The organism is Vreelandella aquamarina (assembly GCF_900110265.1).
Taxonomy (GTDB): domain Bacteria; phylum Pseudomonadota; class Gammaproteobacteria; order Pseudomonadales; family Halomonadaceae; genus Vreelandella; species Vreelandella aquamarina.
Map to the genome: position 1 here is coordinate 1 of NZ_FODB01000007.1, position 25623 is coordinate 25623.

Sequence of the window (25623 nt, forward strand, 5' to 3'; positions counted from 1 at the left end):
CACAGGGATGAAGCGGCTCATGGCGATCTTCTCAGCTCGGCGATGACGGTGGTCAGTATCTCACGGTGCAACGGAAAGACCGACAGGCTGCTAGGGATTGCAGTATTACCGCACTTTTTGGCTCAGGAAGCGGGATTAGTTTGTATTGCTTCTGATCTTGGCGTGGATCAGCCTATTTACCTCGTTATCCAAACAGACCTGACGCAGTCACGCCGAACCCGTGCCGGACTTTCTTATTGAACTGGTCGCCAGTAACCATGCTCGCTTGAGCATGGGCTGAGAAGCGGGGGTATGACTCTAATTGATGCCATCAACGCCCTCTCCGTAGCCAGGGTCTCGGTAGCCAGGAGAGAGCGTTAAAGCCAAGCGTCAGCCTTTGGAGCTGAGAGCCTGAGCCGGTGAGTACGATGATGCACTGTGTGTCACGAGACTCACGCCGATGAATACTACGGTATTGACGACTAGGCCACAGAAGCCAGCGTGCCAGCCGAATGGAGTACTGACCCCAAACTGGAACAATAGGGTTAGAGCCGCGCCTACTGCTAAACCTGCAAAGGCACCAGAGCGTGATGCTCGCCGCCAGAATAGTGCGCCAAGCAGCATCGGCAGCAACTGCACCACGATGCCATAGGCGCCGAGTAACAAGCCAACCAATGAGCCAGGGTTGGCTAGGGCTAGCAAGTAGGCTGCTAAGGAGATTACCACCACACCGTAGCGAGTTAGCCTGAGTGCCTTGTCATCAGATATACCACGCAGCACGGGTAGGTGCTGCCCCACGTCTCTTACCAGAATAGTGGCGGAGGTATGAGCCAAGTTGGCAGCCGTAGACATTGCCGCGGCCAGCGCGCCGGAGAGGGCTATACCGATTAGCCACGCAGGGAAGTCAGCTAGTTCGACCACTAACGTCAACAGCACGCGATCAGCAGAGTCGAGCGGGCTATCTTCGAGTAGTAATACTCCTGCGAAGCCGATAACCAGCAATGGCACCAGCAAATAGCTATAAAGTGGATAGAGTACGAACACCTGTTTCAGGGTTCGCTCACTGCGCGCACTATAAAACTTCATGAAAATGTGCGGCCACATTACGCAACCTAGAGCACTTACTAGGATGGCTGTCGAGAAGGCTCCCCAGCCCATGCCGCCAGCACCGGGCATGGTTAGATATTCCGGCGCTTCGCGCTGCAGTTCGCGGAACATTTCACCGACTCCACCAAAGAACTGGTCAGCCGTTGCCAAGCCTAGAAACCACGCGACACCCACCATCATCACGCCCTGGAGCAAGTTGGTCCAGCCGATGCCTTGTAAGCCGCTCGCATAGACATAAGCCGCCACCACGCCACAGGCCAGTAAGCTGCCGAGCCAGAACGGAATGGTGCCTGAGGTTGCCGCCTCGAAGAGCAGTCCCGCACCCGCGATCTGAATAGTTAGGTAGGGGATCATCGCCAGTACGCTGACCACACCGATGAACAGCCCCAGCAGATTCCCCCGAGTTGGATAACAGGCAGAGAGGAACTCCGCCTGGGTCAGAAAACCATGGCGACGGCCAAGCCGCGAAATGTGTGGCGCGATTAACCACCATACAATCACAGCGAGGGCCAGGTAGGCGATGATATAGAGTGCCGGCGCCCCTTTGCTGTAGGCCCAGCCGGGAGCTCCAAGAAAGGCGAAAGCAGAGAATATCTCCGCTCCGAGGATGAAAAACAGCACCAGTAGCCCCATGTGGCGCCCACCAGCGACGTAGCCTTCCAAAGACGAACTCTGGTTATGCCTTGCTCGCAGGCCCACCGCTAGAACGATCAGCAGGTAGGCTAGGGTGATGGTAGTGATCAGCAGTGAATCACTCATCGTTCACCTCCTGTGCGGCATCATGGCGATAGGCAATCACTAGTCCCACAAATAGGACAAAGACCCAAGCGACGTACCAAAACATGAAGAAGGGCAAGCCAATCACCATCGGTTCGATGCGGTTGGCCACTAATGCGCCAGGCCAGATCATCGCCAGTGCACAGATAGTGAAGTAAATCAGCAACCCTCTAGGGGGAAGCGATGGCCGGGATTTCATATGCATACCTCATTATTGTGGTGTTATCGGTAGTAGAGCAGGCCTCGTTTAGGCGGCAGCGAGTGCGCCGAGGCCGATGGCCAACAGTAGTTGGCAACCAGTGGGAATAATGTCGTCGTTAAAGTCGTAACGAGCGTTGTGTAGTGGTGCGGTGGCTTCATCCTTGGCTGTACCGAGGAAGAAGTAGGCTCCTGGACAGCGCTGCAGCATGAAGGAGAAGTCTTCGCCGCCAAGGCTAGGATCGACGTCGCGCACCAGGGCAGCTTCGCCGAGTGTTTGCACTACGCAGGATTCCACGTGGCGGGTTTCCGCCTCGCTATTGACCGTTGCTGGGAATATGCGCTGGTAGTCGACCTCAATGTCGCCGCCATGGGCAATGGCCACCCCTTCACAAACACGGCGAACAGCATGCTCAATACGGTCCTGAGTGTCGGCATCAAGGCTTCGCGCTGTACCGCTGATGCGCACTTCGTCGGGAATAATGGCGAAACCGTCAATATCGCCCCCCTGCAATCCACACAGGCTGAGAGCCGCGGGGGAGAGAGGATTAATATCACGGGCGACCACGGAGTGAAGATTTTGAATCAGGGCACCCGCCATACGCACAGGATCTGTCGATAGGTGTGGGTTGACGCCTCCATGGCCCCCTTTTCCGCGTACCCGGATATCGAGCCGATCGGTGGCTGCCATGATGGCACCTGAGCGGACGGCCACTTGGCCAGCAGGCAGAGAAGGCCAGTTGTGCAGGGCGTAGATGGCCTGCATAGGAAAGCGCTCGAACAACCCCTCTTCAATCATTGCCCGGCCACCACCTAAACCTTCTTCTGCGGGCTGAAAGACTAGGTGAATGGTGCCAGCGAAGTCGCGGTGTTCAGCCAGGTAGCGGGCGACGCCAAGCAGCAGGGTCGTGTGACCATCATGGCCGCAGGCATGCATGCGACCGGGCACTTCGGATGTATGGTTGTGCTCGCTAAGCTCTTGGATCGGTAGAGCGTCCATATCGGCGCGTAGACCAATCTGGCGTCCATTGTCGGGCTGGTCACCGGTGACAGTTGCAACGATACCGGTTTTGCCGATGCCAGTTTCAAAGGTCAAACCGAGACGTTCTAGTTCTTCAGCGATGCGCTTAGCCGTGGCATGTTCCTGAAACCCTAGCTCTGGGTGACGATGCAGCTCGTGCCGCATTTGGGTCAGCTCGGCGTGGTGACGCTCGAAGAAATTTGCGTTGATGAGTTCTGTCATAGTCGATTCGCATAGTTGTTGGATGGACCAATTCATCTTGGCTGTTTCGGTGACATAGAGAAAATAGTTTTTTTATTGGCTTTCCATGCTTATATTGGATGGAGAGAGCCACGGCGTGTCATTCAATGGGAATGAGATGGACTTCAAACGCTTAAAATATTTTCAGACCGTCGTAGAGGAGGGAGCTATCTCCTCAGCAGCACGGCGGATACCACTTGCTCAGCCAGCCCTGTCACGTCAATTGCTGCTGCTTGAAGATGAGGTCGGTACCACGTTGCTAACTCGTTCACGGCATGGCGTTCGCCTGACCGCCGCAGGCGAATCGTTCTACCGTGATACTCGGCGTTTGCTTGGCGAGTTCGAACAGGCCAAGCGCAATGCACGGCGCATCGCCGATGGCCAATTCGGTGAGTTGCGTCTAGGGGTGACGGTGATGCATTTATGGGTACCCCAGATAATCGGTTTGCTCAACCGTTTCCGCGAGCAATATCCCGAGGTCACGCTGAAAGTAGAGTCAGTGCTTTCGGGGCCTCAGGTCGATGCAATCCGCCGTGGGAGACTGGATGCTGGCATGTTGTTTTTCCCTCCAGAAGATGATGACTGCCTCTGTAGCCATTGCTTGTATGAGGATTACCTCGTATTGGTTACCAGTGCCACCTCACGCCTAGCGCGACAACCGCCGCGATACCTATCCGAACTCAATGACGAAAATTTTATCTGGTTTGATCGTAGTGCCACCCCGGTCTATCACGACAAGCTGATCCACGCTTTTCAGCGAGAGGGTTTCACGCCCCATGTGGTTCAGGAGGGAACTGACAACGCTACTATGTTGTGTTTGGTAGCTGCTGGCATGGGCTGCAGTATTTTGCCGGCTATGACCATGGCAGGGGCACCAGAAGGCGTAGTAAGTCATCGCTTGGAGGATCTCAAGCTGGCTTTGCCTTTGATGCTGGTATGGCGCAGGGATTCAGGGCTGTCGGCGGTACGCCGGCTGATCGAAATTGCCGAAACAGAATCTTTGGCGACTGATGATGACGCTGACGCGTAACGTTCATCTTGATGGAAATTATTAGTGTAAGTGCCTGGTCTAAAGTTTTCGTGTAATATCCATGCCAGGATTTCTGACACGGACAGAACCATGGAAAAACGCTTCGTTGCCCCTCTCACTGAGCCTGAACAACAGACGCTGACTTCCGCCTATCACCATGGCGAGAAGCGCGCTCTCCGTCGTCGGGCGCATGCCATTCTACTGAGCGACCAAGGCCATACGATTAACCAAATCAGTGAGATACTTCAGGTTCGCCGCGATGCCGTATCACGATGGTTCAAGCAATGGGAAGTGTCCGGTTTGGATGGTCTCATCGACAAACCGCGTAGTGGACGAACACCCGTCCTCGATGAACACGATCACAAGCGCTTGCAAGCGTTGGTAGCCGAGCATCCCCATCATATTCGCGCCTTACAGGCTCGCTTTCAAGAAGAGACCGGCAAGTCTGTCGCCACGGTGACACTGCGTCGGGCGTTGAAAAAAAAATGGCTATAGCTTCAAGAGCATTCGGCATTCACTCAAGACCCAGCGTGACGAAACGGACTTTCGCAAAACGCAAGACCTGATGAAAGCGCTTCACGAGCGAGAGGACCAAGGCGAGCACGAGCTCTATTACTTTGATGAATCAGGTTTTTCACAAGCGTCGTCGGTGCCGTATGCGTGGAGTCCTATCGGCAAGCCCCGGGAAGTCACTGCCTACTCCCGCAGCCGAAGGCTAAACGTGTTGGGATTCTTATAAGCCGAGCCGGAAAACTGGTCTCTCACACGACAACCGAGACAGTGACCACGGAAACGGTCATAGAAGCGTTTGACCAGTTTGTGATCCAGAAGGATCCAGACATCTTCGCCGTTGTGGTGCTCGACAATGCCAGCTTGCATCGCTCCAAGGCCTTTAGGCGAAAGAGGGTGGAGTGGATGTCGCAACGTGTGCATCTGATCTATCTGTCTGCCTACTCACCAGAGCTGAATCAGATAGGGATTCTGTGGCGGCAGATGAAGTACACCTGGCTGCCTTTGAGTGCCTATCTCTCGTTTGAACGTCTATGTGAAGAGGTACACTGCTTACTCAGTGGTTACGGAACTGATCACGCGATTAATTTTGAATAGGCACTTAACGAGCCATTGATGGAGGTGGGCGGGGGGGGCGCAGTTCGTGGCTCACGGTAGCGATGAACTGATTTTTCATCTTATCCAGCCGTCGTCGCTCGGTAATGTCCTCTATCAGTGACCAGATGACGGGGCGCCCATCGGGGTAATGGCTCAGCATGCCCTGCAAACGAATCGGGTAGCGGCTACCATCCTTGCGGATGTACTCTTTTTCGAAAGGCCCGTAGCGGCCCTCGTTTTTGAGGCTCACGAGTACTTGTTCTTCCATGGCTTGGTACTCTCGGGGCGTAAGGTCCCAGTAGCTGAGCTTGACGAACTCGTCGCGGGTATAGCCGGAGGGCAGCGTCAAGGCGTCGTTGAGATGTGAAAAATTGTGGAGCGCCGTTTGGCGGGCCTGATGCAGCGAAGTAGAGTGAGGAGTGCCACGAATGAAACATAGCGTCTTAATAATGATGGTGGCGTTAGTAGGCTGTGCGGGAGGAGAAGGCGCTGATATGCAGACGGCAGCTGCGGCGTATTGCGTAAGCCTGGGCGGCGAGCGCCTCACCCGCGAAAGTGCTTTGGGAACGGGGCGTTACTGTCGACTGCCGGATGGCCGGGTCGAAAACGAGTGGCATTTATATCGAACAGAGCGATTGGATAATGATTAACGCCACCAACGAATAGGCGTTTGAAACGCATCAAACGTGCTATCAACGCAATTTTGAGTGTATAAGGTTAGCGTTAATAAAAAATAGGGTGAGCTGGTGGGTCACGCCAGCTAGGGGATCGGATGGGTACGTTCAACGTCTTGTTGCGCTTTTTATGCGTAGGAATAATGGCTTGCTTGCTGTTGCTGTCCGGTTCTTTGGCCTACGCTAGCGCGCCTGCACCGCTGACCGATTGGGAGTATCGCTGGGGAGATGCTCCTTTAGAAGATGACGCGCCTTGGAGCCCCATCGATTTTCCTTCTAACCCACCGGAGCGCAACGGCCAGAAGTCCGTTTGGTTTAAAACGGTCTTGCCAGAGGGAGAGTGGCGTGACCCAGTGTTGCACATTACCAGCATTAACTTGGTGGGGCAGATCTACCTCGATGGCACGCTGATTTATCAGCATGGCGATATGGAGGCGCCTCGTTTCATCGGTTGGCCGTGGCATTTGGTTCCGCTGCCGGAGAATTCGGCGGGCAAGACGCTGGCGCTGCGTATCCACTCCGATTACACCAGCATCGGGCTGTGGGGCGATGTAGAGATCACCGATCGTATCGATGCGCTGAAGGGGATGCTCCACGCTTCGGTACAGGACCTTGCGGTGAGTGCCTTCAGCCTGCTACTGGCGATGTTGGCAGCGATTTTTGCTATGATTGGGCCTGAGCGTCGGGGCTTTTTCGCCATCGCGCTGTTTGCGTTTTCGTCAGGGTTGATGCTGTTGGCAGAGACCCCCGTTCGGCAGCTGTTGGCAGACGCGCCGCTTACCTGGGACATTTTAAGAGCCGCCAGCTACTTTACACTGCCCATTGCCATAGGCTTGTTGCTGAGCCACTGGTTGGAGGGTGTACCAAAGCGCTGGATGAGACGTTTATGGCAGCTCCATTTGGCGTACCTCGTGGTTTCGATTGGTCTGGTCGCACTTGGCGTGGTGAACTTGGCACTGACGTTCCCCATATTCGATGTGCTGCTGTTGCTCACGCTCCCCCTCATGCTTCTGCTGGCGCTGCTGCGGGTGCGTCGTTTGAATTTAGAGCAGCGGCTGTTCGTCACTAGTTTCCTGCTGTTTGCGCCACTTCTGTTGCTGGACATGTTGGTGGCGCACGAGCTGATACCTCGGCGTGACGTGCCACTGAGCTATGGGGCGTTGGGCTTCTCTTTGGCTATCGTGGGGATTTCGCTGTGGCACTACCGTCATACGCAGCGTCAGCTTGCTTCGGCCAACCAGACGCTAGAAGCACAGGTGATGGCGCGGACGGCAGAGCTAGATACCTTGGTCGAGCAGTTCAAGGGGCTCTCGCTTCAGGATGCCCTGACCGGTCTCAATAACCGTCGCCATTTCGACGCCTTGCTACATCAGGAAATGGCGCTCGCGCAGCGTAAGGGAAGCCTGCTTTCGCTGCTGATGATCGATATCGATCATTTCAAGAAAGTGAACGATAACTTTGGCCACGACGCTGGCGATGCCGTTCTGATTGAGGTCGCGGCGCTGTTAAAGAAGCATTTTCGCGGTACGGACGTGGTGTGCCGGTTGGGGGGCGAGGAGTTCGTCGCACTCCTACCGGGTACCGGAGCGGCCGAGGCCCAAACGCGTGCCGAGAAACTGCTGAAGGCACAGAGTAACCAAGCGTTGAGTCACCTTCATCAGCCGCTTGGACGCATTACGCTCTCTTGCGGAATCGCCACGTATCCGGCTCACACCATGGACCCTAAAAGGCTACTGCGCTTGGCCGACACAGCGTTGTACAAAGCTAAGAATAACGGCCGCGACCGTTGTGAAGTATGGGAAGGGGCCGTGTCGTCCAGCGAGCAGTAGCTAGCGGCTATGATGCTCAGCATATACGTAATGGTGAGCGTAAAGAGAAAAAAGCCGTTGGCAGCTGCCAGCGGTGGTGCAAGCCGCCAAAGTGCTGCCCTCCAAACAGTCGTCTGCGGGTGAGTGGGAGCAGTTCTAGTCCTAGCTGTGACCATCGCGCCTTGGACTGCTCAACCATGCTGCCAGGGGTGCGATTTTCCTGACGATAACGGGTAAACTAGCGCCCCTTTAAACTGTGGTGGCTAGAGGCATGCACCCGACCTACGAATTAACCGACGCTGGCGACCGCTACTTTGATGGCTTGGCAGATAAGTTCTCTCGCTCGCTCTACCAAGCACCCCGGGGCGAGCTGCGCCTCGCGATGCTGGATTATCTTCTGCCGCAAATGCTGCACTTAAAGGCCCAGCCGGTGCTGGATGTCGGCGGTGGGTTGGGGCAGCTCTCCGGTTGGTTCGCGGCACGCGGTCACACTGTCAGCATGACAGAGCCTTCCCACGATATGCTGGCCCACGCTAAGGCGTGGCACGCTGAGCAAGAGGCCGCTGCGGTGTGGCCACCGGGGCAGCTTCGCTATGTGGAAGCTCCTCTACAGGCGCTGCCGAGCCAAGCGCCCGGCCCCTGGCCGCTGATCACCTGCCACGCGGTATTAGAGTGGTTGGGCAATCCCGAGCACGCGCTGCAAACCCTGGCAACGCTGCTGGCGCCTGGTGGTCAACTCAGCCTGATGGTGTTTAACCGCGACGCGCTGCGCTTTTCTAACGTGGTGAAGGGCAACTATCAAAAAGCCTTGAGTGACCAGTTAGAAGGCAAGGGCAAGCGCCAGCGCTTAACGCCGATCTCCCCAGTTACCCATGATGAGATTTGCCAGTGGGTGGGCCAGAACGGCTTACATATCGAGAGCGTTGCGGGCATCCGTATTTTTCAGGATTACGTGCGCCAGGCCCCAGAGAAGGCAAGCGATCAAGCAGCACTGCTAGCGCTTGAAAAGCAGTACTGCCAGCAAGACCCTCATTGGCGCTTAGGCCGCTATTTACTTTATACCGTTACCAAACCTGAGGCTGATGTATGAGTGCACAACTGCCCGCCTGCCAACTGCTTGAACGTTACTATGGGCAGGCCGCCCGGTTATGGCCTGTCGCGCCCCCGGAAGATACATGGCTGTTAACCCACTCCGCCGCGATGGTGAGCGACAACGTCGCTCTGCGGCAGCAGTGGCAGGCCAGCGGACGCCTAGCCGTTAGCCCTTTCGAGCCGTTCGACTACCTACCCGACGGGCAGGTGGTGCTGTTCTGGCCCAAAGCCCACCAGCTAGGCAAGTGGTGGCTTGAGTGGCTTTGCCACGTGCTACCTGACAAGACGCCGCTCGATATCGTCGGTGAGCACCAAGGGGGCATCAAACGTGTTCCCAAGATGCTAGACGAGCTGGGCATGAGCTGCGACAAGCTCGATAACGCCCGCCGCTGCTCGCTGTTTGCCACCCGCACGGTGAAAATGGAAGCGCCCGAAAGTGCCTGGCAAACCTTTGATGCCCTGGATATGCGCTTAGTGAGCCATCCTGGCGTGTTTGGCCATGGCAAAGTCGACGAGGGAACGCAGCTACTGCTGCAAGCCCTTGAAGAAACACTACCGAAAAAAACGCTGAAAGTGCTGGATATGGGCTGCGGCGACGGCATTATCAGCGCCTGGCTGGCTAAACGTGGCCATGCGGTCACGGCTGTCGATGTCAGCGCCTTTGCCGCCGAAGCTTGCCGCCGTACCCTTCACGACAATGCGCTGGATGGCACGGTGCTGGAGAGCGACGTTTACTCCGCGCTGGAGGGCGAGCGGTTTGATGTGATTATTAGCAACCCGCCGTTTCATCAGGAGCGAGATATTAGCTATGGGCCTAGCACGCGGTTAATCGACGAGGCGCCGGAGCATCTCAATGCAAAAGGACAGCTCATTCTGGTGGCCAATGCGTTCCTGCCTTACCCTGAGCGGCTGCAGCGTGCCTTGGGTGGCTTTGAGACGCTATCCGATAACCGCCGTTTTCGGGTGTATCGCGCTACTAAATAGCTGTTACGGATGGCCATAGCGAATGGCCGTCACGGTATAGAACGTTTCGCCGTTGGGCGTTAGCACCGTGACATCGTCGTCGACCTCTTTGCCCAGCAGCGCCTTCGCCAGGGGGGCGTCGATGCTAATCCAACGCTTTTGGGTATCGAGCTCATCGTGGCCGACGATACGAATATCCAGCGTTTCTCCCTCTTCATCCTCCAAGCTTACGTACGCGCCAAAAAAGATTTTATCGGTGTTAGCGGGCAGACGATCCACCACCTGCAGTTCATCAAGCCGTTTGGTTAAATAGCGGATGCGGGCAATGACCCGGTTTAGCTCCTTTTTGTTATAGGTGTAATCCGTGTTTTCACTGCGGTCTCCAAGCGCGGCGGCTTCGCCCACTTTCGCTGATAGCTCAGGGCGTTTTACCCGCGAAAGGTGATCCAAAATGCCGCGCAGACGGGCGGCACCTTCTGCAGTAATCAAATGACTTTTCGGTTCTTGGCGAGGATCTTTGGCCGGATCCCGCCAGCGGGTCATGTTGCGACCTTTCATAAGCCAATCTTCTCCTTAAGTGCCTTGTAAGGCTTTCCTACCAGGGCAACAAGCTTACGCTACGGGAAGGTTTTATAACAAAGTCGCGATTCTCTGGCGAATCATTCAAACGTTCGTTACATTGTCTAAGTAAGCCGATACTTGGCTTACAGAGCCTTATGAATACAGCCGTTACAACAACAAACCTGGAGTGACTATGCGCGCTATTCCATTTTCCCGCCTATTAATCGCCGCAGCCCTGGGCAGCACGCTGGCCCTGGCGCCTCTCAATGCCTCAGCATTTGAAGGGGAAGTTTTCTCGCTGAAAAACCGCTGGGAGCATACAGTAACGGAAATGCCTGCCAACCAGAGGGAAGAGACGCTAAAAGCGCTCGCCAGCGAAGCCGAACAGCTAGCAAGCCAGCATCCTAATGAAGCCGAGGTGCTGATTTGGCAGGGCATTGTGCTGGCCTCTTACGCCCGCGAGCGCGGCGGTTTGGGGGCTTTGGGTACGGCCGGTGACGCTCGTGATGTGCTGGAGCGTGCCATTGAGATCGACCCCACCGGTGGCAACGGCTCGGCCTATGTCACGCTGGGCGCATTATATGACCGTGCCCCAGGTCGCCCGCTGGGATTTGGTAACAGCGATACTGCCGAGCGCATGTTCCAGCGCGCGCTTGAGCTTCGCCCCGACGGCATCGACGTGAACTACTACTACGCGGCGTTTTTAAAAGAAGAGGGCAACACTCAGGCGGCACGGGAGCATGCCCAGCGCGCGGTGAACGGCACGGCCCGAGAGAATCGCCAAGTGTCAGATGAAGCGCTACGACGGGATGCCGAGGCTCTACTCAGCCAGCTCTAACGTAGCCAGTATCCTTTCGATGACGATGACACGCGGTTAATCACCGTATTGGCATTCCCGGTGGGCAGCATTGATAATAGTTCGATTGTTATCATCGGGAGTGCCGTATGGGCCCTACGCTTGGTCGTGATGATGTCGAACTCATCCAACGCGACACCCTTTATCAAGGTTTTTTTCGCCTAGAAGCACTGGAGTTGCGCCACCGGCTGTTTGAAGGCGGCTGGAGCGCTACTATGCGCCGCGAAGTGCATAACCGTTTCGATGCAGTAGGTGTGCTACTGTACGACCCGCACCGTGATGCCCTGGTACTCATCGAACAGTTTCGCGCTGGGGCAATTGACGACCCGACCTCCCCCTGGAAATTAGAACTTGTGGCAGGCTTGGTAGATAAGGATGAATCCCTGGAAGACGTAGCCCGTCGCGAAGCCATGGAAGAAGCGGGTTGCCAAGTGGGGCAATTAACCAAGTTGCATACCTACTACCCAAGCCCGGGTGCCTGCAACGAACGTGTGACGCTCTTTTGCGGGTTGGTGGATACTCACGGCTTAGGCGGTGTGTATGGGGTCGAAGATGAGCACGAAGATATCCGCGTGCACATTGTAACGTTTACCACCGCTTGGGAACTCCTAGAGCAGGGAAGACTCGACAACGCCATGTCTTTGATTGGGCTGCATTGGCTGGCGGGGCAGCGGGCATCGCTGCGTGCCGCGTCTCAACGCGCCGCCCTCTCGAATATTGACGCCAAGCGAATCTAGTAAGGAGTCATCATGGCAAGAGCCGCCTACGTCACCGATTTAAAAACCCTGCAGGGCGAATGCAGTGCGAACTATCTGCGTCTGCTGCGCTTGGTAGGGGATATGGAGAGCGGTCAGCGCCGTGATATCGCACTACACAGCGACCATCAGCACTTTGGTGACCTGCATTTAGCGATACTGCAGGAAGCGCCCTATACCACCCTGGTAGAAGTGACCCAGAGCGGGCCGCTGGACGCAGTGATCGAAGGCCCGCGCATGCGCGTACATCTCTACCATGATGTGCGTATGGCGGAAGTGGTCGACTTTCAACGCGAGCGCCATTTTAGCGGCCGCTATCGCTACCCCAATGCCCGCATGCACCAGCCGGATGAAAAGCTGCAGCTCAACTGCTTCCTGGGTGAGTGGTTGGCCCACGGGCTGGCCCACGGCCATGCTGTGGACATGCCCGAATTGCGTTGATGGAATGTCGTTAATGGAGCTACTGTCATGAGGCTGATTCAAATCACTGATTCCCATCTTTATGCCGATAAGCAGGCACGCTCCCGGGCGGGAATTCCCTGGCAGCAGTTTCAACGTGTGCTGGAGGCTGTGATTACTGAACGACCCGATGTCGTCGTGTTCACGGGTGATATCAGTCAGGATGAAACCGCCGCTTCCTACGCCCTTGCTTGCGAGGCGCTTTCGGCGCTGCCATGCCCGTGGTTCTGGATTGCTGGCAACCATGACCAGCCAGAGCTGATGGCCGCCGAACATCCGCTGTTAGAGGAAGTGGACTTGGAGCAATGGCGCTTACTGCTGCTCAACACCCAGGTAGTGGGCAAACCCCACGGCGAGCTGGGGAGTGTTGCCTTAAGCGCTTTGGCAGAACGGCTTGAGCAAGACGACCGGCCAACCCTTATTGCCATGCACCACCCGCCTGTGGACGTAGGTGCTGCCTGGATGGATGCCATTGGCTTGCAAGACCGCGACGCTTTTTGGCAGTTACTCAGTGCCTATCCGCAGGTGAAAATGATTCTGTTTGGTCATGCTCACCAAGCCTACGCCCAGCATCATCAAGCAGCTGGTACCGATATTGGTGTCTACGGTTGCCCCGCCATGGCTGACCAGTTTTTGCCGGGAGCGGAGCAGTTTGCCATCGATGAAGCCTCACGCCCTGGCTATCGCGTGGTCGACTTCAACGCTCACGAGTGGCAGACCTGGATTGAGCGTGTGGTTGTCTAAAGAGCCTGTTAGGCGTTATAGGTATAAAAAGATAGTTATTAATTCTTTTGGGTTATTATTGGCATAGCGTTACCCTACCCATAAAAGCAAGCACCGTTTTGTGAGGGAGTAGGTAATGAACCAGTTTTCTGCGCCGTCGGCAGCGACGCAAGAGGTGCCCATCGCACCGGATGCCGCCCGACTGACCCACCTGAAGCAGCTCGAAGCTGAATCGATCCATATCATCCGGGAAGTAGCGGCAGAGTTTCGCAATCCGGTGATGATGTACTCCATCGGTAAAGACTCCTCGGTGATGCTGCACCTAGCGCGTAAAGCCTTTTACCCTGGCACGCCGCCGTTTCCGTTGATGCACGTGGACACCACCTGGAAATTCCGCGAAATGATCGCTTTCCGTGACCGTATGGCGGAAGAGGCGGGCATGGAGCTGATTGTGCACACCAACGAAGAGGGGCGGGCAGCTAACATCAACCCCTTTGATCACGGTAGCGCGAAGTACACCGATATCATGAAAACCCAGGCGCTCAAGCAGGCGCTGGACAAGTATGGGTTTGATGCTGCCTTCGGCGGTGCGCGTCGTGACGAAGAAGCCTCCCGTGCCAAAGAGCGCGTCTACTCCTTCCGCGACAAGTACCACCGTTGGGATCCCAAAAATCAGCGCCCTGAGCTTTGGAGCGTCTATAACGCCAAGGTCAATAAAGGCGAATCGATTCGCGTCTTCCCGCTTTCCAACTGGACCGAGCTGGATATCTGGCAGTACATCTACCTTGAGTCGATTCCGATTGTGCCGCTGTACTACTCCGCCAAGCGCCCGGTGGTTGAGCGCGACGGTATGCAGATCATGGTGGACGATGACCGCCTTCCATTGGCCCCAGGCGAGGTGCCGGAGGAGAAGTGGGTGCGTTTTAGAACCCTTGGCTGCTACCCGCTCACCGGCGCGGTGGAATCCACGGCAGCAACGCTACCGGAAATTATCCAAGAGATGCTGTTGACCAAAACCAGTGAGCGCAGCGGCCGTGCCATCGACCACGATCAGGCCGGCTCCATGGAGAAGAAAAAGCGTGAGGGGTACTTCTAATGGCGCACCAGTCAACGTTAATTGCCGATAACATTGAGCAATACCTGCACGAGCACGAAAACAAAGACCTGCTGCGCTTTATTACCTGCGGCAGCGTCGACGATGGTAAATCCACCCTGATCGGGCGGCTGCTTCACGACTCCAAGATGATCTTTGAAGATCAGCTGGCGGCGATCACCAAGGCCTCTAAAACCAGCGGTACCACAGGGGATGCGGTGGATCTTGCTTTGTTGGTGGATGGTCTGCAGTCCGAGCGCGAGCAGGGCATCACCATCGATGTGGCCTACCGTTTCTTCTCGACGGAGAAGCGCAAGTTCATTATTGCCGATACCCCTGGGCATGAGCAGTACACCCGTAACATGGCGACCGGTGCCTCCACCGCAAGCTTGGCGATTATTCTGATCGACGCGCGCTACGGCGTGCAGACCCAGACACGCCGCCACAGTTTCATTGCCGACCTACTGGGCATTCAGCACTTAGTCATTGCGGTCAACAAGATGGATTTGGTGGGCTTCTCAGAAGCGCGCTTTAACGAGATTGTCGAGGAGTACCGGGCGTTCGCTAAGAACCTGCAAGCCCCGGATATCCGCTTCGTGCCGATGTCGGCACTCAACGGCGACAACGTGGTCAACCCCAGCGAGCAAACGCCCTGGTACTTTGACGATAGCCAGCGCTACGGAGGCAAAACGCTGATCGAGCTGCTGGAAAGCGTCGAAATCAGCCGCGATCAAAACCTCACCGACCTGCGTTTGCCGGTACAGTACGTTAACCGCCCGAACCTGGATTTCCGTGGCTACTGCGGTACGCTCTCGGCAGGCGTGTTGCGCCCTGGCCAGGCGGTCAAAGCGCTGCCGTCGGGTAAAACATCCCGCGTGGCCCGCATTGTCACGTTTGATGGCGATTTAGACGCGGCGTACCCAGGCCAAGCGATTACCGTCACTCTGGAAGATGAGATTGATATCTCCCGTGGCGACTGGATCGTGAGCGCCGATGCTGAAATTCCGCTCTCTAACGTGTTCAACGCTGATATCGTGTGGATGCATGAAGACGCTCTCACGCCCGGCAAGCTCTACGACATCAAGCTCGCCACCCGCGACTTAGCGGGGCAGGTGAGTGCCATTGAGTACCAGATTGACGTTAATACGCTGGAAAAGCACGCTACCGATTCACTGGGGCTGAACGCCATCGCCCGCTGCGAGGTGGAGTTAACGGCGTCCATTCCGGTAGACGACTACCGTACTAGCCCGGGTACCGGCAGTTTTATCGTGATTGACCGTTTGACCAACGTGACGGTAGGTGCCGGTATGATTCGCGGCGTGGCTAACGCCCGTGAACAGGCCGCTACCACCGATTGGGCCGCCTTTGAGCGTGACCTGAACGCGCTGGTACGCAAGCACTTCCCCCATTGGGAAGCAAAGGATGTTCGCGAATTGCTGAGCCGCTGAGCTGACGCCGCGTTATCTAAATCATAGCCCTAGAATCATAGTCCTAAAACCATAGTCATAAAACAAGGCCTGCTGCACTTGGTGCAGCAGGCCTTGTTGCGTTTGCCTCAGTGGCGGTGTATGCCAATACCGCCAAAGGCTCTTCTGCAAAAGACTACTTGGCGTTAGGGAAAAACAGCTGTTGGCCGCCTACCTCGAAGTCAGCAATCGCCTGCTGACCCTCCTCAGAGACGAGCCACTGGTGCCACTGAGCGGCTAAATCATGCTTTAAGTGCGGGTGGCGTTCTTCCGAGAGCAGCAGGCTGCCGTACTGGTTAAACAGCGCTTCGTCACCTTCGAACAGCAGCGTGAGGTTTTGCGGATTATCGAACGCGACCCAGGTGGCGCGGTCGGTAAAGGTGTAGGCGTCCATACCCGCAGCGGTGTTTAGGGTCGGGCCCATGCCACTGCCCAGCTCGCGGTACCAGTCGCCTTGGGGTGTCACGCCCGCATCTTCCCACAAACGCAGTTCGGCGCGGTTCGTGCCGCTGTCATCGCCTCGTGAGGCAAATGGTGACCCGCTCTCGGCGATACGCGCAAAGGCGTCTGCCACGCTCTCGCTGTCGCTAATGCCTGCCGGGTCGTCGCTGGGGCCTACGATCACGAAGTCGTTATACATGACGTCTAAACGCTCCGTGGCGTAACCGTCCGCCACGAACTGCTCCTCGCCTGCCGTATCGTGTACCAGTAGGCTGTCAGCATCACCACGGCGGCCGATCTCAAATGCTTGCCCGGTGCCGACGGCCACCACGCGCACGTCGATGCCGGTGGCCTCGGTGAACGTGGGGATAATGGCATCGAACAGCCCTGAGTTCTCGGTGGACGTCGTGGAGGCGAGGGTAATGAAGTCGTCATCCGCGAGTGGCGAAGCACTCCAGGCCAAGGCGGTCGTGCATACGCTGGCGGTGATAAGCGTGGTCGTTGTCTTCACGGTCTGCTCCTTTGGGTGTTGTTCAACGCTGATTGGGGGTCACCAAACCAGTTCGCCCCGGATAAACGCCCTGGCCTGCGAGGAGGTCGGGGTGTCGAAAAATCGCTCGGCGCTGGTGTGCTCCAGCACCTGGCCGCCGTACATAAACAGCACATCGTCGGCGAGCCGCTTCGCCTGATGCAGGTCGTGGGTCGTCATGACGATGCGCGTGCCGCTTTGGTGAAACTCGTTCACGGCATCTTCCACCGCCTTAATGGCGGCGGGGTCAAGGGCGGAGGTGGGTTCATCCAAAAACAGCACGGAAGGGGTTAACAGCCAAGCGCGGGCCAGGGTGAGCCGCTGCTGCTCGCCGCCAGACAGCACCCGCGCGGGGCGCTTGGCCAGAGCTGCTAAGCCGAACTTCTCCAGTGCCTGCCAGGCGAGTGCTTTACGCTCCCGGCGAGGCACGCGTTTGACGGCCAGGGCGTAGATCAGATTATCGATCACCGAGCGACGCAGCAGCACCGGTCGCTGAAACACCATGGCCTGCACGGGAGGTACGCCTTCCCAGCTAACGTGGCCGCTGCTAGGGCGGAGTAGACCGTGAGCCAAACGCATGAACAGACTTTTACCCGCCCCGTTAGGCCCCATGATCAACGTGCGCTGACAGCCAGACAGCGTGAGGGTGGTGGGCACCAACAAGGCGTGTCCACGATGGGTAAAGCTCGCCTGCTGAAAGTGCAGGGCTGGCACATCGGCCTGTGAGGTGAAAGAGGAGGTAGTGAGCGGTGCATTCATCCTAACCGCCTCTTGGCCGCTTCACTGACCGCATGGGCCAGCGCATTGATGAGGGTGACCAGCGTCAGCAGTACGATGCCCAACCCGAGCGCCAGGGGAAGATCCCCCTTGCTGGTCTCCAGCACGATGCTGGTGGTCATCACCCGAGTCACGCCGTCGATATTGCCACCGACGATCATCACCGCGCCCACTTCGGCGCTGGCCCGGCCAAAGCCCGCTAGAATCACCGTCAGCAGGCCAAAGCGCGCATCCCACAGTAGGGTGGGCATCATGCGTAGCTGGGTCAGCCCCAGCGAGCGTAGCTGCTCGGCGTACTCATGCTGCAGGGCTTCCACCTGCTGGCGCGTCAGCGCAGCGATAATCGGAAATACCAGGATGACTTGAGCAATCACCATGGCGCTGGGCGTGAACAGCAGCCCAAACGAGCCTAATGGTCCTGCCCGGGAGAGCAGCAAATAGACACATAGCCCTGCCACGACCGGCGGTAGCCCCATCAGTGCATTGAGTACGACGATCAGTCCGTTACGCCCAGGAAAACGCCATAGGGCGAGCGCCGCTCCCACTGGCAGCGCCAAGGCGCTGGCGATTAGCACGGCGACCAGCGACACCTGTAAAGAGAGCACCACGATGTCGATCAAATCTGAGTCCATGCCCAGAATCAGCGCGAGCGCCGTATAAAAAGGGTTATCACTTGCTGACATAAGTACCTGATGTAGAAGCGTTGGGTCGCGCACATGCCAGTGCGATGGCCACGGAAGAAACGGGTGAGCAAAGTGTATTCAGTAGGCTGCATAGTGTACGTTTACTTGATGTTATGCATTGGCTACTGAAATATATGCAGCCATACGCAGCTAAATGCAGGGTGAGCGATGCCAAACGACTATTTGACTACCGCTGAGGTGGCGGATTATCTGCGTTTGAAAGAGCGCAAGGTGTACGACCTGGTGCGTCAGGGCCATATCCCCTGCAGCCGTGCGACGGGAAAGCTGCTGTTTCCTCGACAGCATATTGATATGTGGGTGCTTAGCCACTTGGAAGGCGACCAGGCGCAGCGGCAGCCGCCTCCGCCGGTATTGGCGGGCAGCCAAGACCCGCTGCTGGAGTGGGCTGTGCGAGAGAGCGGGAGTGACTTGGCCTCGTTGTGTCAAGGCAGTGGCGACGGCGTGCGCCGCTTGCTGAAAGGCAGGGCGATGCTAGCGGGGATCCATCTGCTCGACGCGGCTTCTGAGCGCTATAACGAACCTGCTGCGTTGGGCCTAGGCGGAGTGCGCGATCTGATCGTGCTGCACTGGGCCACGCGCCGCCAGGGGCTGCTCTTGGCGCTGGGGAATCCATTGGACATTCGGTCGGTAGGCGACATTGCCAAGCGCAAAGCCATGCTTGCCCACCGCCAGCCAGGCGCAGGGGCCGCGCAGCTCTTGAACTGCATGCTGCAGCAGGCGGGCATTGTGCCCGAAGCGCTGAGATGGGCGGCACATCCTGCGCTCAGCGAGGACGATTTAGCGCTGACCATTGCCCAAGGTGAAGCCGATGTTGGGCTGGGGATGGAGTCTGCCGCGCAACGCCAGCAGCTGGACTTTATCCCGCTGGTGGAGGAGTCGTTTGATCTGGTGATGCATCGTCGCAGCTACTTTGAGCCTGCCGTCCAAGCCTTGTTTGAATTTGCCAGAGAGCCCCGGTTTGCCCAGCGTGCGAGTACGCTAAGAGGGTATGATGTGAGCCAGCTAGGCCGCGTGTTGTACAACGCTTAAGCGCGTAGCGACTAGTCTGATTCGGCCTCTACGCTTGACGATTGTATAAGATGCGCCACACTGGAGAGGTGTTGTAGACGTAACCTCATCACGAAAAGATCATCACGAAAAGGAGAGCACGATGAATCAAGCACTGAATGGTAAACGTGTTGCTATTTTAGCCACCGACGGTTTTGAAGAGTCCGAGCTGAGCGTGCCTCGCGCGGCGCTCCAAAAAGAGGGTGTTGAAGTGCATATTGTCTCGCCGGAAGGCAAGGGCATTCGCGCTTGGGCAGAAACCGACTGGGGCGATACCTACGAGGCCGACAAGGCACTGGCAGACGTTAGCGAGTCCGACTACCACGCCCTGGTACTCCCCGGCGGCCTGTTCAACCCTGACGAGCTGCGCCTGAACGAAGACGCCCTGAGCTTTGTAAAAGCGTTCTTCCAAGCGGGCAAGCCCGTCGCCGCCATTTGCCACGCGCCGTGGATTTTGATTAACGCTGGCGTGGTCGAAGGGCGCAAGATGACCTCCGTGCCGAGTGTCGCCCAAGATCTGCGAAATGCGGGTGTGAACTGGGTGGATGAGCCGGTAGTAGTCGATAGCGGCCTCGTGACCAGCCGCACACCCAAAGACCTGGACGCCTTTAATTCCAAACTGCTGGAAGAGCTGCAGGAAGGGCGCCACTCAGGCCAGCACGCTTAATGGCGTGGTATCACCAGTGGGCAAGCTTTGCCAAAAGGCTTGCCCACGTTGTTGCAAAACCGATGAAGCGGGACAGTGGCCGCAGCGGGATGATGGTGCATCCCTACCGCGGTTACGGTTCCCAGCGGGAAATCTTTGTGATGGGCCGGGTGTTCCGCCAAGCGGCACTCGGCCGTGCCATTCCTAGACGCGGTATGCTGCGCGATACCGCCGACGTCGCGCGGCGAGTGTTCCGGCGTGGCCTCGCCAATGCCAAAGTCGATATTCGGGTGGGGGGCAATGAGCTCTGTTTAACCACCGACCGAGACGGCTACTTTGATGCCCACCTGCCGATTAGTACGCCTTTGCCGGTCGATGTTTCCTGGCATCGCGCCGATATTTTGGTCCATGCCGAGGGGCACCCACCGATCCGTACCAGCGTAGAAGTGTACGTACCGCCTCCTGAGGCGGACCTGTTGGTGATCAGCGATATCGACGATACGGTGATGTTCACCGGCGTGGCGGAAAAGTTTAAAATGCTTTACCGACTGTTTGTGCGCAAGCCCCACCGACGGACGGCGTTTCCCGGTGTAGCATCGCTCTATCAGGCGCTTTACCGTGGGCAGACCGAAAAGGCCGAGCGGCCGATTCTTTATGTTTCTCGTGGCCCGTGGGCGATTTATGAAATGTTGGAAGCTTTCTTCCAAATCAACCGGATTCCAGTGGGTCCTATTCTGTTTTTACGGGAGTGGGGGATCTCATGGCGTAAGCCGTGGCCCCGCCGAGCGGAGGATCATAAGCGTGACCTGATCGACCGCATGCTGGCGCTGTATGACGACATGCCCTGCATTTTGATTGGCGATAGCGGCCAGCACGACCCGGAAGTCTACACGGAGGTCGTTAAAGCTTATCCGGATCGGATCAAAGCGATTTATATTCGCCGCGTCGACAGCGACCCCCAGCGGGAAGCCGCCATTCAGCGTCTGCGCGATGAGTTAGCCCATACCGATTGTGAGCTGGTCTTGGCCGTAGATAGCATTTTGATGGCAGAGCATGCCCACGCCAAAGGCGATATCTCCGCCCGCGGGCTGCAAGCGGTTCAGCGCGACGTCGAAGCCCATCGTAACGAGCCTGACTAAGCTGTGTTCCCCCGCCATTCGTGGTAAAAATGAGCGTTGATGTCTCTCTTACTTGGCGGGTTCCGGTGTTGTGATGCTCATCCTCTTAATTGTGCTGGCGTTGGCTATTTTTGTGCTGCCCAACCTATGGGCAAAATGGGTATTAAGGCGCCATACCCGAGGGCGTGATGATTACCCAGGTACCGGTGCGGAATTGGCCAAACATCTGCTGCGCCGTATGGGTGTGGAGGGCGTACGGGTAGAGCGCACCGAACAGGGCGACCATTACGACCCTGAGGCACGCTGTGTACGCTTAACGCCCGATCACTACGATGGCCGTTCGCTTACGGCGGTAACCGTTGCCGCCCATGAGGTGGGCCATGCTATTCAGCACCATGAAGGTTATGCGCCGCTGCTGGCCCGCAGCCGTTTGGTGCAAGTGGCGCAAAAAGCGGAAAAGCTAGGCGCTATTTTGATGATGGCCGCGCCGTTTCTGTTCCTGCTGACGCGGCTACCCGGTGGGCTTGCGATGATAGTCGTCATGGCGGTGATTAGCTTCGGCACCGCCGCGCTGGTGCATCTGGTCACGCTGCCGGTGGAGTTCGATGCCAGTTTCAATCGTGCGTTACCGTTGTTGAAAGAGTACGTGCCGCCTGCCGATATGGCCGGTGCCCGCCACGTACTCACCGCCTGCGCCTTTACCTATGTGGCCGCGTCGCTAGCCAGCGTGATGAACCTGGGTCGCTGGCTGGTGATTTTAAGGCGCTGATTTAAAAGTGCTGATTTAAAAGTACTGGTTTAAAAATGGTGGGCGGCCATCACTCACTACTCCGGCTTGTTCGCCAGAATCACCGCACGGCGTGGGGCGGGGTAGCCTTCAATGGTGCGGCTGCGGTCATTCGGGTCGAGGAAGTCCGCCAGCGACTGGTAGGTCATCCACTCGGTGGAGCGCTGCTCATCGAGCGTCGTCATCGCTTCATCTACCACCCGTACATTGGTGAAGCCGCAGCGCTCCAGCCAGTGGCACAGTGCTTTGGAGGAAGGCAGAAAGTAGACGTTGGGCATGGCGGCGTAGCGCTCGCCGGGTACGAATACGGTCTGCTCATCGCCTTCTACCACCAGCGTTTCCAGCACCAGCTCACCGCCGGGGGCCAGCGCGCCTTTTAGCTGTTGCAGGTGCTCAAGGGGCGAAGGGCGGTGGTACAGCACGCCCATGGAGAACACCGTGTCGAAGAAGCCCAGGTTTTCCGGTATGTCCTCGATACCCACCGGCAGAAACTGTGTACGTCCTTCATCGGCGTTGCCGACAAAGTGGCGCACCGCCTGAAACTGCCAGTAAAAGCGTGGGGAAGGGTCAATCACCAACACGAAAGCCGCGCCTGCACCCGCCATACGCCAGGCGTGGTAGCCGCTGCCGCCGCCCACGTCCAGCACTTTGCGGTACTTCAACGGCGCGAGATGCGGCGCGACGCGTTGCCATTTCCAGTCAGAGCGCCACTCGGTATTGATCTCGATACCACCCAGGTTGAATGGCCCTTTGCGCCACGGGGCCAGCTTGCGCAGCAGATTGAAGCACTGGCGCTGCTGGCTGTCGGTGAGGTCTATTTCCACCGTCAGCGTGTCGCTGTTTAGATCCACACGGCGCTCTTCCGGCAATGGCGGCAGCTTGGCCACGGCTTTTTCCCAGGCAGAGAGATCGCCGTGGCGCTGGCGGTCCAGCCCGCTGGAGAGCTGCTCGGGGAGCTTGGCAAGCCAGGGCGTGAGCGAGGCATCTTGAGTGGCCTGATCTAAAAACGCTTGATACAGCACGCGATGATCGTCGGGGAGTAGCGCCACCTTAACCCTCCTTAAAGGCGATCAGCGAGGTGAAGTTCAGGTACTGGAACCAGGTCATGGAGCGGGGAAAACCCGCCAGCGACAAGCGCTCGTGCAGCGCATCGAGCGTATCGGGAATCAGCACGTTCTCAAGCGCGGTGCGCTTTTGGCTGATCTCCATATCGCTGTAGCCATTGGCACGCTTGAAGTCGTGGTAGCGCTCGACCCGCCAAGCGTTGTCGCGCTCGTCGGCATCGACGGTTTTTTCCGAAAGAATCAGCACGCCGCCGGGCTCAAGCGTGTTGTAAAGCCGCGTGAGTAGCGCATCACGATCGGCCGGTGGCAAAAACTGCAGCGTGAAGTTGAGAATAATCATCCCCGAAGGCGCATACTCGTAGGTACGAATATCGGCTTCTTCCACCTGCATGGAGTGCTCGGGGCACTCATCGAGAAAGGTCTGCTTGGCTCGGGCGGCCATGGCCGGGGAAAGGTCGATACCGGTATAGCGGAACGCATCGGCGGGCAGCGCGCCTGCCAGGGCGAGTCCGGATGCGCCCAGCGAGCAGCCCAGATCATAAACATGGGCACCGTGGCGCAGGTGGCGTTTGGCAATCAGGCTCAGCATGCCCAGAATTTGGCCGTAGCCGGGCACCGAGCGGCGGATCATGTCGGGGAAGCACGCGACGACCTGCTCGTCAAAGGAGAACCTAGCCACCTTGTCTAGGGGTGTTGAAAAGATAGCGTCGCGGTAAGATGCATCACTCATGGGCAAGCCAGGATGGTTAATGAGGCTGCGTAGTTTACGCGCCCTTGTTAACGCAGAACAGGCCTGATCAACACAGATTCCTGCCTCACGGAACGACGCCACAGGAGAAGGCACATGGCTTCAGCAACAGCAACTCCCGATACGCTACCCGCTTGGCAAACGCTCTCACAGCACGCCCAGGCGCTTAAGCATGTCCACTTGAAAAACCTGTTTGGGGATGACCCTGGCCGTTGGCAGCACTTTACTCGTCAGGTGGCGGGGCTCACTCTCGATCTTTCCAAGCAGCGTTGGGACGACGATACGCTGGAGCACCTGCTGGCGCTGGCTCAAGAGGCGGGCGTGCCAGGGGCCATCGAGGCGCTGCTGAGCGGTAAGCGGGTGAACGTCAGTGAGAACCGCCCAGCGCTGCATACCGCCTTGCGCCTACCTGCGGATGCGAGCCTGGAAGTGGAAGGCGAAGATATCGTCGGGGCCGTGCATGACAGCTTGGCGCAAATGGAGCGCCTAGTTCAGCGGCTACATGCGGGCCAGTGGCGTGGGGCCACCGGCAAGCCTATTCGTCACGTGGTGAATTTAGGCGTGGGCGGCTCGGATTTAGGGCCGCTGATGGTGACCCATGCCCTCGCGGACTATCGCCCCAGCGATATTCACCCGGTGGAGGTGCATTTTGCCTCCACGATGGATGGCTCCCAATTGGCGGACTACCTCAGCCGGTTCAATCCTGAAACCACGCTGTTTGTGCTGTCGTCCAAGTCGTTCACCACCATTGATACGCTCTCCAACGCCAACACGGCCCGCGACTGGCTAATCGGGCGGCTTACACAGCACGCCGACCTGCCAGAAGTCAGCCCCCATGCCAAACCGATCAGCGCAGAGCTGATTGTGCGCCAGCACTTTATTGGTGTATCCGCCAGCCCTGACAAGATGAGCGAGTGGGGGATTGCCCCGGACCACCAGCTGATGTTTTGGGAGTGGGTCGGCGGGCGCTACTCGCTGTGGGGCACCATTGGGCTGCCGATTGCGCTGGTCATTGGCATGGAGAACTTCCGCGAACTGTTGGCGGGCGCCCATGCTATGGATAGCCACTTCCGCGATGCGCCACTGGAGGACAATCTGCCGGTGTTACTGGGCTTGGCAGGCATCTGGAACGTGAACTTTCTGGATATTCGCGCCCACTCAATTCTGCCCTACGACGGGCGGCTTGAGTACTTTGCCGCTTACCTCGAACAGCTCGAAATGGAGTCCAATGGCAAATCGGTGACGCGCCAGGGCCAAGCGGTGAACTACTCCACCTGCCCGGTGCTGTGGGGCCAGTTGGGCCCTAATGCCCAGCATGCGTTTTATCAACTGCTTCACCAGGGCACGCAGCCGGTGGTGTGCGATTTTATCGCGCCGCTTAAGCGTTACGATGAGGTCGAAAATCTGGATACCCGCCGCCATTTGAAGTCGCAGCATCGCTTGGCGCTGGCCAACTGTTTTGCCCAGTCCCGTGTGCTGATGTTGGGCGACGATGCGCTGGAAGAGGATGGCCCTCGCCCCGAACACAAGCGCTACCGGGGTAATCAGCCCTCTTCAACGGTGCTGCTGGATAAGCTCACGCCTGCCACGCTAGGGTCGTTGATAGCGCTGTATGAACACAAAGTCTTCGTGCAGGCCGTGATTTGGGATATCAATCCCTTCGACCAGTGGGGGGTTGAGCTTGGCAAACAAATTGCCACTGACACCCAGGCCATTATCGACGGTGAAAAGAGTATCAGCCGTATGGATGCTTCCAGCCGTGGCTTGATTGAAGCGTTTTGGGCCGCCGAGCAGGAGTAGAGTGCTCAATTCATATGGCTGGATATACAGCTTTTTGGTTTTCAGCTATCCTA

26 protein-coding genes and 2 pseudogenes are annotated in these 25623 nt (G+C 57.4%); 18 read left to right on the plus strand and 10 right to left on the minus strand.

The window, feature by feature from the left end:
- Positions 1–240: pseudogene (locus BMY49_RS17710) on the plus strand (hypothetical protein); the annotation flags it as partial.
- 129 nt (positions 241–369) lie between these two features.
- Here the strand turns inward: BMY49_RS17710 and BMY49_RS03025 are convergent.
- Genes BMY49_RS03025 through BMY49_RS03035 form a run of 3 tightly spaced genes read right to left on the minus strand, consistent with a single transcriptional unit; the run spans position 370 to position 3304 of the window.
- Positions 370–1845, minus strand: coding sequence for a sodium:solute symporter family protein (locus BMY49_RS03025; RefSeq protein WP_062363614.1), 1476 nt, complete (start codon positions 1843–1845; stop codon positions 370–372).
- Positions 1838–2062 (minus strand): DUF3311 domain-containing protein, encoded by a 225-nt coding sequence (locus BMY49_RS03030; RefSeq protein ID WP_054641024.1) that lies wholly within the window; start codon positions 2060–2062, stop codon positions 1838–1840. The genes BMY49_RS03025 and BMY49_RS03030 overlap by 8 nt, the downstream gene beginning before the upstream one ends.
- A 48-nt stretch (positions 2063–2110) precedes the next feature.
- Positions 2111–3304, minus strand: coding sequence for a M20 aminoacylase family protein (locus BMY49_RS03035; RefSeq protein WP_062363611.1), 1194 nt, complete (start codon positions 3302–3304; stop codon positions 2111–2113).
- A gap of 85 nt (positions 3305–3389) precedes the next feature.
- On the opposite strand from BMY49_RS03035, the gene BMY49_RS03040 reads away from it, so the two are divergent.
- Together BMY49_RS03040 and BMY49_RS03045 are read left to right on the plus strand one after the other, a co-directional pair.
- Positions 3390–4352 (plus strand): LysR family transcriptional regulator, encoded by a 963-nt coding sequence (locus BMY49_RS03040; protein WP_084354788.1) that lies wholly within the window; start codon positions 3390–3392, stop codon positions 4350–4352.
- A gap of 90 nt (positions 4353–4442) precedes the next feature.
- Positions 4443–5459 (plus strand): annotated as a pseudogene (locus BMY49_RS03045) (IS630 family transposase).
- Between the two features lie 4 nt (positions 5460–5463).
- Here the strand turns inward: BMY49_RS03045 and BMY49_RS03050 are convergent.
- A complete protein-coding gene (locus BMY49_RS03050) occupies positions 5464–5808 on the minus strand; it encodes a PAS domain S-box protein (protein ID WP_062361260.1) in 345 nt (114 codons plus the stop codon).
- Positions 5809–5887: 79 nt separating this feature from the next.
- Between BMY49_RS03050 and BMY49_RS03055 the strand changes: the two genes are divergently transcribed.
- The 4 genes from BMY49_RS03055 to BMY49_RS03070 all read left to right on the plus strand — a co-directional run bounded on the left by BMY49_RS03055 (position 5888) and on the right by BMY49_RS03070 (position 10017).
- Complete coding sequence (locus BMY49_RS03055) at positions 5888–6109, plus strand: DUF333 domain-containing protein (protein ID WP_062361259.1); 222 nt, start codon at positions 5888–5890, stop codon at positions 6107–6109.
- Positions 6110–6276: 167 nt separating this feature from the next.
- On the plus strand, positions 6277–7962 hold the full coding sequence (locus BMY49_RS03060; protein WP_089674811.1) for a GGDEF domain-containing protein: 1686 nt from the start codon (positions 6277–6279) through the stop codon (positions 7960–7962).
- Positions 7963–8212: 250 nt separating this feature from the next.
- Positions 8213–9031, plus strand: a complete 819-nt coding sequence (locus BMY49_RS03065; protein WP_089674813.1) for a methyltransferase domain-containing protein — start codon at positions 8213–8215, stop codon at positions 9029–9031.
- Positions 9028–10017: a methyltransferase gene (locus BMY49_RS03070; RefSeq protein ID WP_089674815.1), complete on the plus strand. Its 990-nt coding sequence runs from the start codon at positions 9028–9030 to the stop codon at positions 10015–10017. The genes BMY49_RS03065 and BMY49_RS03070 overlap by 4 nt, the downstream gene beginning before the upstream one ends.
- Before the next feature lie 3 nt (positions 10018–10020).
- Here the strand turns inward: BMY49_RS03070 and greB are convergent, their stop codons facing one another.
- Positions 10021–10554, minus strand: coding sequence for a transcription elongation factor GreB (gene greB, locus BMY49_RS03075; RefSeq protein ID WP_089674817.1), 534 nt, complete (start codon positions 10552–10554; stop codon positions 10021–10023).
- A 196-nt stretch (positions 10555–10750) separates the two neighbouring features.
- On the opposite strand from greB, the gene BMY49_RS03080 reads away from it, so the two are divergent.
- The 6 genes from BMY49_RS03080 to cysN all read left to right on the plus strand — a co-directional run bounded on the left by BMY49_RS03080 (position 10751) and on the right by cysN (position 15891).
- The gene (locus BMY49_RS03080) at positions 10751–11395 is read left to right on the plus strand and encodes a TRAP transporter TatT component family protein (RefSeq protein WP_089674819.1); all 645 of its coding nucleotides are present in this window, start codon (positions 10751–10753) and stop codon (positions 11393–11395) included.
- 107 nt (positions 11396–11502) lie between these two features.
- Positions 11503–12150: an NUDIX domain-containing protein gene (locus tag BMY49_RS03085; protein ID WP_054645030.1), complete on the plus strand. Its 648-nt coding sequence runs from the start codon at positions 11503–11505 to the stop codon at positions 12148–12150.
- 12 nt (positions 12151–12162) lie between these two features.
- Positions 12163–12609 carry a DUF1249 domain-containing protein gene (locus BMY49_RS03090; protein ID WP_054641017.1) on the plus strand — a complete coding sequence of 149 codons (447 nt, stop codon included), beginning with the start codon at positions 12163–12165 and terminating at the stop codon, positions 12607–12609.
- 27 nt (positions 12610–12636) lie between these two features.
- A complete protein-coding gene (locus BMY49_RS03095) occupies positions 12637–13371 on the plus strand; it encodes a phosphodiesterase (RefSeq protein ID WP_054641016.1) in 735 nt (244 codons plus the stop codon).
- A gap of 115 nt (positions 13372–13486) precedes the next feature.
- Positions 13487–14446, plus strand: a complete 960-nt coding sequence (gene cysD / locus BMY49_RS03100) for a sulfate adenylyltransferase subunit CysD (RefSeq protein WP_089674821.1) — start codon at positions 13487–13489, stop codon at positions 14444–14446.
- The gene (gene cysN, locus BMY49_RS03105; protein WP_058576392.1) at positions 14446–15891 is read left to right on the plus strand and encodes a sulfate adenylyltransferase subunit CysN; all 1446 of its coding nucleotides are present in this window, start codon (positions 14446–14448) and stop codon (positions 15889–15891) included. The genes cysD and cysN overlap by 1 nt, the downstream gene beginning before the upstream one ends.
- Positions 15892–16045: 154 nt before the next feature.
- Here the strand turns inward: cysN and BMY49_RS03110 are convergent, their stop codons facing one another.
- Genes BMY49_RS03110 through BMY49_RS03120 form a run of 3 tightly spaced genes read right to left on the minus strand, consistent with a single transcriptional unit; the run spans position 16046 to position 18339 of the window.
- Positions 16046–16861: an ABC transporter substrate-binding protein gene (locus BMY49_RS03110; RefSeq protein ID WP_089674822.1), complete on the minus strand. Its 816-nt coding sequence runs from the start codon at positions 16859–16861 to the stop codon at positions 16046–16048.
- 39 nt (positions 16862–16900) lie between these two features.
- Positions 16901–17638: an ATP-binding cassette domain-containing protein gene (locus tag BMY49_RS03115; protein ID WP_054641014.1), complete on the minus strand. Its 738-nt coding sequence runs from the start codon at positions 17636–17638 to the stop codon at positions 16901–16903.
- On the minus strand, positions 17635–18339 hold the full coding sequence (locus BMY49_RS03120; protein WP_054645031.1) for an ABC transporter permease: 705 nt from the start codon (positions 18337–18339) through the stop codon (positions 17635–17637). The genes BMY49_RS03115 and BMY49_RS03120 overlap by 4 nt, the downstream gene beginning before the upstream one ends.
- A gap of 168 nt (positions 18340–18507) precedes the next feature.
- Here BMY49_RS03120 and BMY49_RS03125 point away from each other — a divergent pair, with 168 nt between their 5' ends.
- The 4 genes from BMY49_RS03125 to BMY49_RS03140 all read left to right on the plus strand — a co-directional run bounded on the left by BMY49_RS03125 (position 18508) and on the right by BMY49_RS03140 (position 21940).
- Positions 18508–19389: a helix-turn-helix transcriptional regulator gene (locus BMY49_RS03125; protein WP_062372531.1), complete on the plus strand. Its 882-nt coding sequence runs from the start codon at positions 18508–18510 to the stop codon at positions 19387–19389.
- 121 nt (positions 19390–19510) lie between these two features.
- Positions 19511–20074, plus strand: coding sequence for a type 1 glutamine amidotransferase domain-containing protein (locus tag BMY49_RS03130; protein ID WP_054641013.1), 564 nt, complete (start codon positions 19511–19513; stop codon positions 20072–20074).
- Entirely contained in the window at positions 20074–21192 is a 1119-nt protein-coding gene (locus BMY49_RS03135) for an App1 family protein (protein ID WP_062372534.1), read from the plus strand. The genes BMY49_RS03130 and BMY49_RS03135 overlap by 1 nt, the downstream gene beginning before the upstream one ends.
- A 73-nt stretch (positions 21193–21265) precedes the next feature.
- Positions 21266–21940: a zinc metallopeptidase gene (locus BMY49_RS03140; RefSeq protein ID WP_054641026.1), complete on the plus strand. Its 675-nt coding sequence runs from the start codon at positions 21266–21268 to the stop codon at positions 21938–21940.
- A 56-nt stretch (positions 21941–21996) separates the two neighbouring features.
- Here BMY49_RS03140 and cmoB read toward each other — a convergent pair whose 3' ends face one another.
- Both cmoB and cmoA read right to left on the minus strand, forming a co-directional pair.
- Positions 21997–23007 carry a tRNA 5-methoxyuridine(34)/uridine 5-oxyacetic acid(34) synthase CmoB gene (gene cmoB / locus BMY49_RS03145; protein WP_054641012.1) on the minus strand — a complete coding sequence of 337 codons (1011 nt, stop codon included), beginning with the start codon at positions 23005–23007 and terminating at the stop codon, positions 21997–21999.
- 1 nt (position 23008) lies between these two features.
- Entirely contained in the window at positions 23009–23752 is a 744-nt protein-coding gene (cmoA, locus tag BMY49_RS03150) for a carboxy-S-adenosyl-L-methionine synthase CmoA (protein WP_054641011.1), read from the minus strand.
- Positions 23753–23866: 114 nt separating this feature from the next.
- Here cmoA and pgi point away from each other — a divergent pair, with 114 nt between their 5' ends.
- Entirely contained in the window at positions 23867–25570 is a 1704-nt protein-coding gene (gene pgi, locus BMY49_RS03155) for a glucose-6-phosphate isomerase (protein WP_089674823.1), read from the plus strand.
- Positions 25571–25623 lie beyond the last annotated feature (53 nt).

Excerpts from the sequence above, each read along its gene's own strand:
- BMY49_RS03060 (WP_089674811.1), top strand. The coding sequence starts at position 6,277 with ATGGCTTGCTTGCTGTTGCTGTCCGGTTCTTTGGCCTACGCTAGCGCG.
- BMY49_RS03090 (WP_054641017.1), top strand. The coding sequence starts at position 12,163 with ATGGCAAGAGCCGCCTACGTCACCGATTTAAAAACCCTGCAGGGCGAA.
- BMY49_RS03055 (WP_062361259.1), top strand. The coding sequence starts at position 5,888 with ATGAAACATAGCGTCTTAATAATGATGGTGGCGTTAGTAGGCTGTGCG.
- BMY49_RS03140 (WP_054641026.1), top strand. The coding sequence starts at position 21,266 with ATGCTCATCCTCTTAATTGTGCTGGCGTTGGCTATTTTTGTGCTGCCC.
- BMY49_RS03115 (WP_054641014.1), bottom strand. The coding sequence starts at position 17,638 with ATGAATGCACCGCTCACTACCTCCTCTTTCACCTCACAGGCCGATGTG.
- BMY49_RS03095 (WP_054641016.1), top strand. The coding sequence starts at position 12,637 with ATGAGGCTGATTCAAATCACTGATTCCCATCTTTATGCCGATAAGCAG.
- cysN (WP_058576392.1), top strand. The coding sequence starts at position 14,446 with ATGGCGCACCAGTCAACGTTAATTGCCGATAACATTGAGCAATACCTG.
- pgi (WP_089674823.1), top strand. The coding sequence starts at position 23,867 with ATGGCTTCAGCAACAGCAACTCCCGATACGCTACCCGCTTGGCAAACG.
- BMY49_RS03035 (WP_062363611.1), bottom strand. The coding sequence starts at position 3,304 with ATGACAGAACTCATCAACGCAAATTTCTTCGAGCGTCACCACGCCGAG.
- BMY49_RS03085 (WP_054645030.1), top strand. The coding sequence starts at position 11,503 with ATGGGCCCTACGCTTGGTCGTGATGATGTCGAACTCATCCAACGCGAC.
- BMY49_RS03125 (WP_062372531.1), top strand. The coding sequence starts at position 18,508 with ATGCCAAACGACTATTTGACTACCGCTGAGGTGGCGGATTATCTGCGT.
- BMY49_RS03120 (WP_054645031.1), bottom strand. The coding sequence starts at position 18,339 with ATGTCAGCAAGTGATAACCCTTTTTATACGGCGCTCGCGCTGATTCTG.
- BMY49_RS03025 (WP_062363614.1), bottom strand. The coding sequence starts at position 1,845 with ATGAGTGATTCACTGCTGATCACTACCATCACCCTAGCCTACCTGCTG.
- cysD (WP_089674821.1), top strand. The coding sequence starts at position 13,487 with ATGAACCAGTTTTCTGCGCCGTCGGCAGCGACGCAAGAGGTGCCCATC.
- cmoA (WP_054641011.1), bottom strand. The coding sequence starts at position 23,752 with ATGAGTGATGCATCTTACCGCGACGCTATCTTTTCAACACCCCTAGAC.
- BMY49_RS03040 (WP_084354788.1), top strand. The coding sequence starts at position 3,390 with ATGCTTATATTGGATGGAGAGAGCCACGGCGTGTCATTCAATGGGAAT.
- BMY49_RS03130 (WP_054641013.1), top strand. The coding sequence starts at position 19,511 with ATGAATCAAGCACTGAATGGTAAACGTGTTGCTATTTTAGCCACCGAC.
- greB (WP_089674817.1), bottom strand. The coding sequence starts at position 10,554 with ATGAAAGGTCGCAACATGACCCGCTGGCGGGATCCGGCCAAAGATCCT.
- BMY49_RS03070 (WP_089674815.1), top strand. The coding sequence starts at position 9,028 with ATGAGTGCACAACTGCCCGCCTGCCAACTGCTTGAACGTTACTATGGG.
- BMY49_RS03065 (WP_089674813.1), top strand. The coding sequence starts at position 8,213 with ATGCACCCGACCTACGAATTAACCGACGCTGGCGACCGCTACTTTGAT.
- BMY49_RS03135 (WP_062372534.1), top strand. The coding sequence starts at position 20,074 with ATGGCGTGGTATCACCAGTGGGCAAGCTTTGCCAAAAGGCTTGCCCAC.
- BMY49_RS03030 (WP_054641024.1), bottom strand. The coding sequence starts at position 2,062 with ATGAAATCCCGGCCATCGCTTCCCCCTAGAGGGTTGCTGATTTACTTC.
- BMY49_RS03080 (WP_089674819.1), top strand. The coding sequence starts at position 10,751 with ATGCGCGCTATTCCATTTTCCCGCCTATTAATCGCCGCAGCCCTGGGC.